General features: G+C 70.9%; 9 protein-coding genes. 7 read left to right on the top strand and 2 right to left on the bottom strand.

Features of this window, described 5'->3' with window-relative positions; all coding sequences use genetic code 11:
- Window positions 1-29: 29 nt before the first annotated feature.
- Window positions 30-2,867 carry a toll/interleukin-1 receptor domain-containing protein gene (locus WAB15_RS18075; RefSeq protein WP_407286890.1) on the bottom strand — a complete coding sequence of 946 codons (2,838 nt, stop codon included), beginning with the start codon at window positions 2,865-2,867 and terminating at the stop codon, window positions 30-32.
- A 286-nt stretch (window positions 2,868-3,153) separates the two neighbouring features.
- Between WAB15_RS18075 and WAB15_RS18070 the strand changes: the two genes are divergently transcribed.
- A complete protein-coding gene (locus tag WAB15_RS18070) occupies window positions 3,154-4,026 on the top strand; it encodes a DUF4231 domain-containing protein (RefSeq protein WP_407286889.1) in 873 nt (290 codons plus the stop codon).
- A 7-nt stretch (window positions 4,027-4,033) separates the two neighbouring features.
- Here the strand turns inward: WAB15_RS18070 and WAB15_RS18065 are convergent, their stop codons facing one another.
- Window positions 4,034-4,204, bottom strand: coding sequence for a hypothetical protein (locus tag WAB15_RS18065; protein ID WP_407286888.1), 171 nt, complete (start codon window positions 4,202-4,204; stop codon window positions 4,034-4,036).
- Window positions 4,205-4,383: 179 nt separating this feature from the next.
- Here WAB15_RS18065 and WAB15_RS18060 point away from each other — a divergent pair, with 179 nt between their 5' ends.
- From WAB15_RS18060 to WAB15_RS18035, 6 genes are all read left to right on the top strand, one after another.
- Window positions 4,384-5,292 carry a TIGR03619 family F420-dependent LLM class oxidoreductase gene (locus WAB15_RS18060; RefSeq protein ID WP_407289246.1) on the top strand — a complete coding sequence of 303 codons (909 nt, stop codon included), beginning with the start codon at window positions 4,384-4,386 and terminating at the stop codon, window positions 5,290-5,292.
- 118 nt (window positions 5,293-5,410) lie between these two features.
- Window positions 5,411-6,196 carry an SDR family NAD(P)-dependent oxidoreductase gene (locus tag WAB15_RS18055; protein WP_399146621.1) on the top strand — a complete coding sequence of 262 codons (786 nt, stop codon included), beginning with the start codon at window positions 5,411-5,413 and terminating at the stop codon, window positions 6,194-6,196.
- Window positions 6,197-6,342: 146 nt separating this feature from the next.
- On the top strand, window positions 6,343-7,467 hold the full coding sequence (locus tag WAB15_RS18050) for an LLM class flavin-dependent oxidoreductase (protein ID WP_399146622.1): 1,125 nt from the start codon (window positions 6,343-6,345) through the stop codon (window positions 7,465-7,467).
- Window positions 7,468-7,517: 50 nt separating this feature from the next.
- Window positions 7,518-9,257, top strand: coding sequence for an amidohydrolase family protein (locus WAB15_RS18045; RefSeq protein WP_407286887.1), 1,740 nt, complete (start codon window positions 7,518-7,520; stop codon window positions 9,255-9,257).
- Window positions 9,258-9,378: 121 nt separating this feature from the next.
- On the top strand, window positions 9,379-10,839 hold the full coding sequence (locus WAB15_RS18040) for an aldehyde dehydrogenase family protein (RefSeq protein ID WP_407286886.1): 1,461 nt from the start codon (window positions 9,379-9,381) through the stop codon (window positions 10,837-10,839).
- A 322-nt stretch (window positions 10,840-11,161) separates the two neighbouring features.
- The gene (locus WAB15_RS18035) at window positions 11,162-12,727 is read left to right on the top strand and encodes an APC family permease (protein ID WP_407286885.1); all 1,566 of its coding nucleotides are present in this window, start codon (window positions 11,162-11,164) and stop codon (window positions 12,725-12,727) included.
- The last annotated feature ends 112 nt before the right edge of the window (window positions 12,728-12,839 follow it).

Genomic DNA, 12,839 nt, shown 5'->3' with positions numbered 1-12,839 from the left:
GGCCGAGGCCGCTGTTCGCAGCCGCGCCGTCAGTCGCAGGTGGGCCGGGACGGCGGGGTGGTCCCCACGTACCGGCGCCATTCGGCGTCGGTCAGACCGTGGCCGCCGGCGATCCGGCAGAGGCCCTCGATCCAGGAGTCCACGGAGAAGTCCCAGGACAGGACCTCGCCGCCCTCGGTGGCGGTCCACAGTGTGCCCGCGTCGTCCACCACGAACCCGGTGTGCTCGCCGATGCCGCCGTTCCCCGACAGCGTGCGGGGCGGGATCGGGATCTCGGGGCCGCCCAGCCGGTCGCCGGTGTCGACGTCCCAACGGGTCAGAGTGCCGCCGTCGGTCAAGGTCGCGACCGTACGGCCGTCCTTGCTTACCGCCACTCGGGCGCCGTTCGGCTCGTCGCTCCGCCAGCGCAGCCGCCGCTCGTCCAGGTCCCAGCGGGCGAAGGCGCGCTCGGTGCCGTCGAGGAAGAGCGAACGGCCGTCGGCGGCCAGCGCGAAGGAGCCCACCGCCTCGTCCGGCAGGCGCGCCGTCTGCACCTTGCGCCCGGTGGGGAGGGTGTGGATGTCGACGCCGCCCTCGGCGTTCTCCACCGCGGCGGCCCGCCCGTCGGCGCTCAGCGAGGCCAGTCGCGGCCGATGGGGATCAGCGGATGACGGCGGGACCACGATCCGGGTGCGCCGCGCCGAGGGGTCGGCGAGGTGCACCGCGCCGTCGCCCGTGGTCACGGCCAGGGCGCCCGCCCCGAGCGGGGCGATCTCGCGCGTGGCCGCGTGGAAGCCCTCGCGCGACCCGGAAAGGGCGATCGTGCGCCGCTTCTCCAGGCGCTTGCCCACGATCCGCCATTCCTGGATCTCACCGTTGGTCCCCGCGTAGAGCGTGCGTCCGTCGCCGCCGAAGGCGACGCACTCGTAGTACAAGGCGTCCCCGCCGACGGCGGTGCCGCCCTTCGGGCTCCAGACGTGCAGATCCTTCGGCGGGTCGGAATCCAGCTCGCTCTCCAGCCGGTTGCTCCAGGCGATCCGGCCGCCCGGACCGGTGGCCAGCGGCGGAGCAACGATCATGTTCTGCATGTCGACGAGGGACAGCCCGTGCGTGTGCGCGGTCCGGGACGCCTGGCCGAGGTTCCACAGCGCGGCCGTCCGGCCGTGCGCGGAGGCGAGCCTGCCGCCCGTGGCGGAGAACTTCAGCAGCGTGGGCCGGCCGACGCCGGTGAGCTTGCGGACCTGGTTGGGCTCCCCGTCGGTCTCCCCGTCCTCCTCGCCGTCGGCCTCGCCGTCGACCACCGTGATGCCGGACGCCGTCCCGACGGCCATCCGGCTGCCGTCGGTCAGCGCCAGCATCAGCGCCTCCTCGTTGGGGAGCATGGGGAACTTCCCGCAGGTGTCGGCGAGGGCCTCGCGCCCCTTGGCCTTCGGCAGTCCCGTGCTGGTGAAGATCCCGTATTTGAGGTATCCGAAGCAGTGCCCTCCAGCGGACACGGCGACCGCGGCCTGATTGGCCGGCAGCTTGAACGTCTGGTCATCCATGACCGTGCGCAGGTCGGGCACGGTGTACAGGGCGCCGCCGCCGACCGCGTCGCGGACCAGCAGATAGCTCTCCTCGTTCTGGAAGACCACCAGGCTGCCAATGTGGCCGGTGCGCTTGGAGCGGAACTTCTCCCGGGCCTGCTCGTAGAGCGTCACCGTGCCGTCCTCGTCCGCGACGGCCAGATTCCCGCCCATGCTGAACTCCAGCGAGGAAACCGCCTTCGGCATCGGCGCGAGCCGCCGCAGCTTCCTGCCCGCCAGGTCGTAGACCCCCAGATTGCCCTTGCCGTCGCCGACGGCCAGGCGCTTGCCGTCCTCGCTGAAACCCGCCGCCGTGATCCGGCCGGGCAGCTCGGTACGGGCGCGTACCGCGCGGCCGTCGCTGCTCCACACCGTCACCGCGCCGCCCTCGTCCCCCACGGCGACGGCGGTGTCGTCCCCGCTGAAGGCCAAGGTGCTGATCGGCTTCGCGCTCGACACCATCCTCACCAAGTACGGGCTGTCGGTGGCGAGTCGATTCAGCGTGGCGATGGCCTCGGGCGACTTCTGCATGCGGTACGCCTCGATGCCCAGCAGCGAGGCCAGCCGCAGGTTGCCGTCCTTGAGGTTCAGCGCGGTGGCCGCGAGCTGCCGCGAGGTCGCCAGCCGGGCCTGCCTGCGGGCCTCGTCCCGCTGCAGCACCGCGACCACCGACGCCGCACCGGCCAGCACGGCGAGCGTGGTGATGACGGCGAGCGCGCCCCGCGCCAGCCGTCGGGTCTTGCGGTGCTGGGCGACGTCCGCACCGATCAGGTCCTCTTTGGGGCGGCCGTGCAGGGGCGCCGCCAGATCGGCCACACACTGCTGGAACCGGGGGTCGCGGAGCGAGCCGGGGTCGTCCTCCGACATCCAGCGCAGATCGACCCAGCGCGGCTCGTCGGTGAACATGCCCGCCATGGTGCGCGGCAGACACGTGGTGCGCTCCCAGTCGAAGTCCCCGCGCTCGTGGTCCCACACCAACTCCCCGCCGGTGACCGCGATGAGCATCTTGCGCGGCCCCAGGCCGGTGCGCCACCACTCGGCCTCCTTCTGCACCCACACCGAGTCGGCCGAACCCGGGCAGGCCAGCAGGATGAAGGCGCCGGAATCGGCGAGCTGGCGCTCGATCTCCGGCCACAGCCCCGGATTCGCGGACAGCGAGTCCTTGTCGAGAAAGACCCGCAGCGCGCGTAATTGCCGCCAGCTGCGGGCGAAATTCTGCAGCCCGCGCCGCAGATGGGCGGCCTTCGCGCTGTCCGACGCATGGTGGTAGGAAATGAAGGCGTCATTCCGGTACGGCCGCTCCGCCGCGTTCCCGTCTCCCAATCCCGCTCCCCCGTCCGTTCAGGCCGTTTCGGGCCCGCTGCCGGACCCCGGTCGCCGCATCATCCTCAGTGCCGGATGCACTCGCAACAGGGCCTGTGGGCAGGGTGGTTGGCGCAGAAACGTCCAGATCGCCCGGCGCCCGCGAGGCCGCGGGGACGGCCGCCGCCCGGCCATGGCCCGTAACCTCCCCATTCCCCGCCCGAACGCCCCCGATCACCTCTAGACTCCTCACTTCTCCGGTATTTCGGACGCATGCTGCGAGTGCGAGGGGCGGGCGGGGCTGCGGATGGGCGAGGTGCGCACACTCGGCGACGAGGATTTCCCGGCGGTATTCCGGTCGGCGGACACCGCTTCCCTCTCGGGGCAGCGGCGCTATATGACGGGCACGAAATGGCGCCTGCTGCTGGCGATCGCCGCCGCGGTCTGCGCGGTGTCGAGCGCGGACGCGGCGGTGGCGATGGTGCTGCTGGCGTTCCTGGCGACCGTCTATTTAGAGGTCTGGATGCTCACGGACCGGCCGGAGCGGGCCTGGTACGACGGGCGGGCCCTGGCGGAGTCGGTGAAGACGCTGTCGTGGCGGTACGCGGTGGCCGGCGACCCGTTCCCGGTCACCCTGCCCGCGGCCGACGCGGAGCGCAGGTTCCACGAGCGGCTGGAGGTCCTGCTGCGGGAGGCACCGAGCGACAGCCTCGTCCCGGTCGGCTCGATGGCCGCGACCGAGACCATGGGCGAGCTGCGCCAGAGCCCGTTCGCGGTCCGCAAGCAGGCGTATCTCACCGGCCGGATCGCCGATCAGCAGCAGTGGTACGGGGCCAAGGCGACCACGAACATCAAGCTCGCCCGCCGCTGGCGGATCGGCCTGATCACCGTGGAGGCACTGGGCGTGCTCGCCGCCGTACTGCGCCTGCTGGAGATCGTCACCTTCGACCTGCCCGGTGTGCTGGCGGCGGTGCTGGGCGCGGGGGCCGCGTGGTTCGCGGTACGCCAGCACGAGTCGCTGGGCCGGGCCTACACCTTCGCGGCGACCGAACTGAGCATCGTGCACCAGCGGCTGTCCGCGGTGCGCGACGAGTCGGAGTGGGCCCAGGAGATCGCCGACGCCGAGGAGGCGATCAGCCGCGAACACACGATGTGGCGCGCGTCCCGGGGCGCGGTGTAGGCACCCCCTAGACCTCCGGCTTCCGCCCCCAAGCGGAGATCAACGGCGCCGTCGCGGTGTCGAGGTGCCCGGCTGCGGTGCGAAAGCCGCGCCGGATCCGGTTCGCGAGCCGCTGCTCGGGGCCGTACTCGTCGGGGCAGGCCGGCGGCTGCAGTGCCGGATCGGCATCGGGTGACATCGGGTCCGTCCCTCCCCGGCTCTTGTCTGATGGCAGGTAAGGCACGACCATGACCCGGCAAGCTATATGACGGTCCGTCAGGTATGGCTGGAGGGCGCGTGAGTGGCGACGTGGGCAGCGACGTGGGCGGTGCGGGGGAAGGCGTATGGCGGCCCGAGCTGGGGCGGCTGGCGTACGGGATGCAGCTTCCGGTGCAGTCGCAGAGCACGCTCTACGCGGAGAGCTGGGAGGTCGCCGCGGGGCCCGCCGACCTGGTCGAGATCGCGCGGGCCGCCGACCGGCACGGGTTCGCCTACCTCGCCTGTTGCGAGCACATCGCGATCCCGCGGCGGCTGGCCGAGGCGATGAGCACCGTGTGGTACGACCCGGTCGCCACGCTCGCGCATCTGGCCGCCGTGACGGAGCGAGTGCGGCTGCTGAGCCACGTGGCGGTGGTCGGGCTGAGGCATCCGCTGGTCACGGCCAAGCAGTACGCGACGCTCGATCACCTCTCCGGCGGGCGGCTGATCCTCGGGGTCGGCGCCGGGCACGTCCGGGAGGAGTTCGAGGCGCTCGGGGTGGACTTCGTGCGGCGCGGGGCGGTGCTGGACGAGACGGTGGATGCGCTGAAGGCGGCGCTGGGGGGCGAGGAGTTCCCGAAGTTCGCCGGGGAGCGGTTCGCGTTCGAGGGGCTGGGTCAGGCGCCGCGGCCCGCGCAGCGGCCGCGGCCGCCGATCTGGGTGGGGGGATCCTCGCCCGCCGCCGTACGCCGGGCCGCGGAGCGCGCGGACGGCTGGCTGCCGCAGGGCGACCGGCGCGAGCAGCTGCCCGGGCAGATCGCCAAGCTGCGGGCGGCGAGGGAGGCGGCCGGCATCGAGGAGCCGGCCGTGATCGGGGCCATCGTCGAGCCGGTGTACGTGGGCGATCCGGGGTGGGAGGTCGGGCGTCGGACCCTGTCCGGGGAGCCCGAGCGCATCGCTGCGTCGCTGCGGGAGTACGCCGCGATGGGCGTGCACCAGATCCAGGTGCGGTTCAGGTCCCGTAGCCGCGGCGAACTGACGGATCAGATGGCGGCGTTCGCGGCCGAAGTCGCCCCTCACCTGGATTGAGCGGCCGCGGACACCCGAAGCGGCCGTCCGTACCTGCACCGGCCGTTTGTGTCCGCACCGGCGATCCCGCACCTGTACCGATCATCCGCACCTGAACCGAGTGGCCAAGGAGGCTGCCATGGGCAAGCTGGACGGACGCGTCGTCATCGTCACCGGTGCGGCGCGCGGGCAGGGCGAGCAGGAGGCGCGGCTCTTCGCGGCCGAGGGGGCGCGGGTCGTGCTCGCCGACGTTCTCGACGATCAGGGCGAGGCCCTCGCCAAGGAGATAGGGGAGGGGCGGGCCGCGTACGTCCACCTGGACGTGAGCCGGGAGGACGACTGGCAAGCGGCCGTCGCCGCGGCCAAGCGGGCCTTCGGCAAGGTCGACGGGCTGGTCAACAACGCCGGCATCCTGCGCTTCAACGAGCTGACCAGCACCCCGCTCGACGAGTTCCAGCAGGTCATCCAGGTCAACCAGATCGGTGCCTTCCTCGGGATCAAGAGCGTCGCGCCCGAGATCGAGGCCGCGGGCGGCGGGACCATCGTGAACACCGCCTCGTACACGGGCGTCACGGGTATGGCGTACGTCGGCGCGTACACCGCCACCAAGCACGCGATCGTGGGCCTGACCAGGGTCGCCGCGCTCGAACTCGCCGCCAGGGGGATCCGGGTGAACGCGGTGTGCCCGGGGGCCATCGACACCGCGATGAGCAACCCGGCGCAGCTCGATCCGGAGGCGGACGGCGAGGCGGCCGCGCAGGCCCTTGGGGAGCTCTACGCGAAGCTCGTGCCGCTGGGGCGGGTCGGGCAGCCGGAGGAGGTCGCCAGGCTGGCGCTCTTCCTGTCCTGCCAGGACTCGTCGTACATCACCGGGCAGCCGTTCGTCATCGACGGCGGATGGCTGGCGGGGGTCAGCGTCCTGTGACGGCGGGAAAAGCCCATCCAACGAATCTGACGACTAGTCAGGTATCCCGTGCGGCGGCTATTGACGCCCCTGGCGTGCGATGGAACAGTCGGCTCACACATCGAATCTGACGCTACGTCAGAAATAGCTCGGGACGGTGAACCTCCTTGGAATTCGGGCTCTTTGTACAGGGATACGTGGGCAAGCGGGCCGAGACCGATCCGCTCGCGGAGCACAAGGCGCTGATGGAGGAGACCGAGTACGTCATCCAGGCGGACGCCTCCGGCTTCAAGTACGCCTGGGCGTCCGAGCACCACTTCCTGGAGGAGTACTCGCACCTCTCCGCCAACGACGTCTTCCTCGGGTACCTGGCGCACGCGACCGAGCGGATCCACCTGGGCTCGGGGATCTTCAATCCGCTCGCCCAGGTCAACCACCCCGTGAAGGTCGCCGAGAAGGTCGCCATGCTCGACCACCTCAGCGAGGGGCGGTTCGAGTTCGGCAGCGGGCGCGGCGCCGGATCCCACGAGATCCTCGGCTTCCTCCCCGGCATCACCGACATGAACCACACCAAGGAGATCTGGGAAGAGACCATCGCCGAGTTCCCGAAGATGTGGCTCCAGGAGGAGTACCCCGGGTTCCAGGGCAAGCACTGGCAGCTGCCGCCGCGCAAGATCTTCCCCAAGCCGTACGGGGCCTCGCACCCGGCGATGTGGTACGCGGCCGGATCGCCGTCCTCGTACGCCATGGCGGCCAAGAAGGGGCTCGGCGTGCTGGGCTTCAGCGTCCAGAAGGTCTCCGACATGGAGTGGGTGCTGGAGCAGTACAAGACGGCCATCCGAGACGCCGAGCCGATCGGCGACTTCGTCAACGACAACGTGATGGTGACCTCGACGGCGATCTGCGCCGAGACACACGAGAAGGCGGTGGAGATCGCCGTCAACGGCGGGCTCAACTACCTCCAGTCGCTGGTCTTCCGCTACCACGACACCTTCCCGCGGCCCGAGGGCATCCCCGAGTGGCCCGAGCTGCTGCCCGACTACACCGCCGAGATCATCGAGCTGCTGATCGCCGAGGAGCTGATGATCTGCGGCGATCCGGACGAGGTGCTCCGGCAGTGCAAGCGCTGGGAGCAGGCCGGCGCCGACCAGCTGAGCTTCGGGCTGCCGATCGGGGTGTCGTACGAGGACACCATGAACACGATCAAGCTCATCGGTGAGCACGTGATCCCGAAGATCGACACGGACCCGGTGCATCGGACGAGCCGGTTCCGGCGGGCGGCCGGCGACTGAGGCGTCCGGAAGGGTTCGGCAACCGCAGGGGAAGGGGAGGCACTGCCGTCATGCTCGACCACCTGATCAAGGGCGCGACCGTCGTGGACGGGACGGGCGCGCCCGGGTACGTCGCCGACGTCGGGATACGCGACGGGCGCATCGCCGTCATCGCCGACCCCGGGACGGTGCGCGAGGAAGCCGTGACGAGCGAGGACGCCCACGGCCGGATCCTCGCGCCCGGATTCGTCGATCCGCATACCCACTACGACGCCCAGCTCTTCTGGGACCCCTATGCCACGCCCTCGCTCAACCACGGCGTGACGACCGTCGCGGGCGGCAACTGCGGCTTCACCCTGGCCCCGCTGAACCCCGCGCGGCCCGAGGACGCCGACTACACCCGCCGGATGATGTCCAAGGTGGAGGGCATGTCCCTGGTGGCGCTGGAGGAGGGCGCGCCCTGGGACTGGAGTTCGTTCGGGGAGTACCTGGACGCGCTGGAGGGGCGCATCGCCGTCAACGCGGGCTTCATGGTGGGGCACTGTGCGCTGCGCCGGTATGTGATGGGCGCGGACGCGGTGGGCGGGCAGCCGAGCGAGCAGCAGATGGCGCAGATGCTCGCCCTCTTCCACGAGGCGATGGAGGCGGGGGCGTGGGGGCTGTCCACCACCCAGTCGTCCACCCACTCCGACGGCGACGGCGAGCCGGTCGCGTCCCGGCACGCGAAGCCGGCCGAACTGCTCGCCCTGTCGCGGGCCGTCGCCGAGCACGAGGGCACCCAGATCGAGGCGATCGTGGCCGGCTGCCTCGACCAGTTCAGCGACGCGGAGATCGAGCTGTTCGTGGAGATGAGCGCGACGGCCGGGCGGCCCCTGAACTGGAACGTCCTCACCATCGACGCCGCCGTCCCCGAGCGTGTGCCGCGCCAGCTCGTGGCCAGTGAGCGGGCCCGGAAGACGGGCGGCCGGGTCGTGGCGCTGACGATGCCGATCCTGACGCCGATGAACATGTCGCTGGGCACCTTCTGCGCCCTGAACCTGATCCCCGGATGGGGCGAGATCCTCGGGCTGCCGATCGACGAGCGGATCGCCAGGCTGCGCGACGCGGCCGTGCGCGCCGAGATGCTGCGGCGCGCGGACAGCAAGGAGGCCGGCGTCTTCCGACGGCTCGCCGACTTCGGCCGCTATGTCATCGGCGATACGTACAGCGAGGCCAACGAGGGTCTGACGGGGCGGGTCGTACGGGACATCGCCGCCGAGCGCGGGCAGGAGCCGTTCGCCTGCCTGGTGGAGATCTGCGCCAACGACCGGCTCCGCACGGTGCTGTGGCCCATGCCGACCGACAACGACCCGGATTCCTGGGCCCTGCGCGCCGAGACCTGGCGGCACGAGGACGTACTGCTGGGCGGCTCGGACGCGGGCGCGCACCTGGACCGGATGTGCGGAGCCCCGTACACGACCCGGTTCCTCGGCGACTGCCTGCGCGGACGCAAGCTGGTCGGGCTGGAGCAGGCCGTGAAGATGCTCACCGACGACCCCGCGCAGCTCTTCGGCCTGCGGGAGCGGGGACGCGTCCGGGAAGGCTGGCACGCCGATCTGGTGCTCTTCGACCCGGAGACCATCGACGCGGGCAAGGCGACGCTCGTGCACGACCTGCCGGGCGACAGCCCCCGCCTGGACTCCGCGGCGATCGGCGTGAACGCGGTGTGGGTCAACGGCGTCGAGGTGATCCGCGACGACGCGGTGACCGGCGCCGTGCCGGGCAGGGTGCTGCGGTCGGGGCGGGACACCAGGACGGTGGCCACCAAGTGACGGGCGGAGAGTGCCGAGGTGCGGCAGGGGAGCGTCGAGTGGCCGCCGGGGAACATCAGGCGACGACTGGCCGGCGCCAAGTGGCGGCAGGGGTGGACCAAGTGACGATCGGGGGCGCCACATGACGGTCTTGGACGGCAAGTTGTTCATCGGCGGAGAGTGGGTCGAGCCGGCCGGCGGACACTACGACGTGATCGATCCGGCGTACGGGGCGGTCGTCGGGCGCGCGCCCGAGGCGTCCCGGGCGCAGGTGTACGAGGCGGCCGCGGCGGCGCGCGAGGCCTTCGCGGCCTGGTCCCGTACCCGGCCGGAGGAGCGCGCCGCGATCCTCGACCGCGCCGCGGACGTCATCCAGCGCGACTTCGCCGCGAACGCCGAGCTGGCGCAGGCCGAGAGCGGTGCGACGACCGCGACCGCGCGGGGCATGCAGGTCGGGGTGGCGGTGGCGCGCTTCCGCCGCTACGCCAAGGGGGCCCTGGAGCCGGTCGAGCAGGCACTCGTGCCGCAGATCAACGAGGCCGGACCGATGGGCGGGGCGGCGGTGATCGGAGCGCTCGCGGTGCGCCAGCCGGTCGGTGTCGTCACCTGCATCACCTCCTACAACAACCCCTGGGCGAATCCCGCGGGCAAGGTGGCCCCGGCCCTGGCGATGGGCAACACGGTCGTGGTCAAGCCCGCCCCGCAGGATCCCCTGTCGGTGTACCGGATGGCGGCCGCGCTGGCGGAGGCGGGGGCGCCGCCGGGTGTGGTGAACGTGGTGAGCGGCGCGTCGGTGGAGGTCGGTGAGGCGGCCGTCGACTCGCCGGACGTGGACATGGTGAGTTTCACCGGCTCCACGGCGGTCGGGCAGCGCATCGGCGAGGTCTGCGGCCGCGGCATGAAGCGCCAGCTCATGGAGCTGGGCGGCAAGGGCGCGGCGGTGGTCTTCGACGACGCGGACCTGGAGTCGGCAGTCCGGGGCATCGGCACGACCTTCTCCTTCTACAGCGGGCAGATCTGCACGGCGCCGACACGGGTGATCGCACAGCGGGGTGTGTACGAGGCCCTGGTGGACGGCCTCGCGCGGTACGTCGGGCGGCTCGAGGTCGGCGATCCGAGGGAGCGGGGCACGGTCGTCGGGCCGGTGATCTCGGCCGCGCACCGGGACCGGGTCGAGTCGTATGTGGAACTGGGCCGCAAGGAGGGCGCCCGCCTCGTCGCGGGTGGTGAGCGGCCCGCGCAGGAGGAGGGGTGCTATGTGGCCCCCACGCTCCTTGCCGACTGCACCCGCGATATGCGTGTGGTGCGGGAGGAGATCTTCGGCCCGGTCGTCGTGGTCGTCCCCTTCGACGAGGAGGACGAAGGGGTGGACCTGGCCAACGACAGCGACTACGGACTGATCGACTACGTCTGGTCGGGCGATGTGGCCCGCGCCTTCCGGGTGGCCCGGCGGCTGCGGGCCGGCGGGGTCGGGGTCAACACCGTCGGCCGGAACATGGAGGCGCCGTTCGGCGGCTTCAAGAGGAGCGGGGTGGGGCGGGACGTGGGCTCGTACGCGCTGCATGCGTACAGCGAGCTGCAGGCGATCGTGTGGCCGGGGTGAGGCGGGGGGCGAGGCGTGGGTGCGGCGGAGGCGGGTGAGCCGGGGGGAGGCTGCCGGGCCGAGTGGGGAGAGCCGGAAGCTCCGGTGAGCGAGATGTGGTGTTCAAAATCCGGACGGGAAAATTTCGAATCGTGACAAAACGGACAGTGCTGCGATTCCCGCAATGTGGAAGCGATGGCGCCCGGCCATCGAACCAAAGGTTGATCCCGCAATTAATCTTGACATCGCCTGACTGCTTCGCCAATTCCCCTGCGCAGCGAAGGCGTCAGTTCCGGAGTTTGATCTTCCGGATGCGAATACAGCAGCGCTTAACGTCCTGTTCATGGTTCAGGTTGACCTCCGGCCCCAAACCGGAGACACGGTAACGAGCGTCGGCGCTACCGGCGGTGACACCCGCAGCAAGGGCCTCAGCGGCAACTCCGTAGGCCTGCTCGGCAGCGCGGTCATCGGCATCTCCACCGTCGCCCCCGTCTACTGCCTCACCTCGACGCTCGGCCCCACGGTCGGCGAGGTCGGGCTGCAGATGCCCGCCGTCTTCCTCGCCGGCTTCCTGCCGATGCTGCTGGTCGCCTTCGCCTACCGCGAGCTCAACCAGGCCGTACCGGACTGCGGCACCTCCTTCACCTGGACCGTCAAGGCCTTCGGGCCGCGGATCGGCTGGATGTGCGGCTGGGGACTGGTGATCGCGACGATCATCGTGCTCTCCAACCTCGCCGGCGTGGCCACTTCGTTCTTCTATCTGCTGCTCGGCGAACTCACCGGCAGCCAAGCCATCGCCGACCTCGACGGCAACAAGGCCGCCCACATCCTGACGTGCCTGGCCTTCATCGCCGCCGCCACCGCGATCAGCTACCGCGGGATGACCGCCACCAAGGGCGTCCAGTACGCCCTGGTCGGCCTCCAACTCGCCGTCCTCGCGGTCTTCGTCGTGATGGCCGTGATGAAGGCGCAGTCCGGCGACTTCGCCGGCTCCGTCCACTTCTCCTGGACCTGGCTCGACCCGTTCGCCGTCCAGTCCTTCTCCGCCTTCACGGCCGGCCTGTCCCTCTCGATCTTCATGTTCTGGGGCTGGGACGCCTGCCTCACGGTCAACGAGGAGACCGCCGGCAGCGCGAAGACGCCCGGCCGCGCGGCCCTTCTGGCCATGCTCGTGCTGATCGGCTCGTATCTGCTCACCGCCGTGGCCTCCCAGATGTTCTCCGGCGCCGGCGACAAGGGGCTCGGCCTGGGCAACCCGGACACGTCCGACAACGTCTTCGCCGCCCTCGCCAACCCCGTCATGGGCACCGTGCTCGGCGTACTGCTCTTCGTCGCGGTCCTCGCCTCGGCCGCGGCCAGTCTGCAGACCACGTTCATCCCGGTGGCCCGCACGGTCCTGGCGATGAGTGCGTACGAGGCGCTGCCGGCGTCCTTCGCCAAGATCCACCCGCGCTTCCGCTCCCCGGGCCGGGCCACCGTCGCCGCCGGTGTCGCCACCGGCGTCTTCTACGCCGTGATGAGCCTCCTCAGCGAGAACGTCCTCATCGACACCATCTACGCCCTCGGCCTCATGATCTGCTTCTACTACTCGATCACGGCCTTCGCCTGCGCCTGGTTCTTCCGCCGCGAGCTGCGCACATCGGTCCGCGACCTGCTCTTCAAGGGTGTCTTCCCGTTCCTGGGTGGCCTCCTGCTCGCGGCCGTCTTCGCCAAGACCCTGATCGATATGTGGAACCCCGCCTACGGGTCCGGCAGTTCGGTCTTCGGCGTCGGCTCGGTCTTCGTCATCGGGGTCGGCCTGCTCCTACTGGGCGCCGTCCTCATGCTCGTCATGCAACGCCGCAGCCCCGCCTTCTTCCGGGGCGAGGTACTGACCCGAGCCACACCGGCGTTGGTGGTTGAGGAGTAGTTGCCGGTCGAGGAGTGGCTGAACGGTGGGGGAGTGGCTGAACGGTGGGGGAGTAGTCGAGGACGTGCGCTTCCCGCCCCCCTCCCCTCCCCTCCCCTCCCCGCCTCCGCCC

This window comes from Streptomyces sirii (genome assembly GCF_045690365.1).
Taxonomy (GTDB): Bacteria; Actinomycetota; Actinomycetes; order Streptomycetales; family Streptomycetaceae; genus Streptomyces; species Streptomyces sirii.
The sequence above is the reverse complement of the archived record's forward strand: the minus strand, read 5'-3'. Positions and strand labels throughout refer to the sequence as shown.

What these genes read in the sequence shown, in the direction of transcription:
- WAB15_RS18070 (WP_407286889.1), top strand. Translation starts at nt 3,154, where the DNA reads ATGGGCGAGGTGCGCACACTCGGCGACGAGGATTTCCCGGCGGTATTC.
- WAB15_RS18065 (WP_407286888.1), bottom strand. Translation starts at nt 4,204, where the DNA reads ATGTCACCCGATGCCGATCCGGCACTGCAGCCGCCGGCCTGCCCCGAC.
- WAB15_RS18060 (WP_407289246.1), top strand. Translation starts at nt 4,384, where the DNA reads ATGCAGCTTCCGGTGCAGTCGCAGAGCACGCTCTACGCGGAGAGCTGG.
- WAB15_RS18055 (WP_399146621.1), top strand. Translation starts at nt 5,411, where the DNA reads ATGGGCAAGCTGGACGGACGCGTCGTCATCGTCACCGGTGCGGCGCGC.
- WAB15_RS18045 (WP_407286887.1), top strand. Translation starts at nt 7,518, where the DNA reads ATGCTCGACCACCTGATCAAGGGCGCGACCGTCGTGGACGGGACGGGC.
- WAB15_RS18040 (WP_407286886.1), top strand. Translation starts at nt 9,379, where the DNA reads ATGACGGTCTTGGACGGCAAGTTGTTCATCGGCGGAGAGTGGGTCGAG.
- WAB15_RS18035 (WP_407286885.1), top strand. Translation starts at nt 11,162, where the DNA reads ATGGTTCAGGTTGACCTCCGGCCCCAAACCGGAGACACGGTAACGAGC.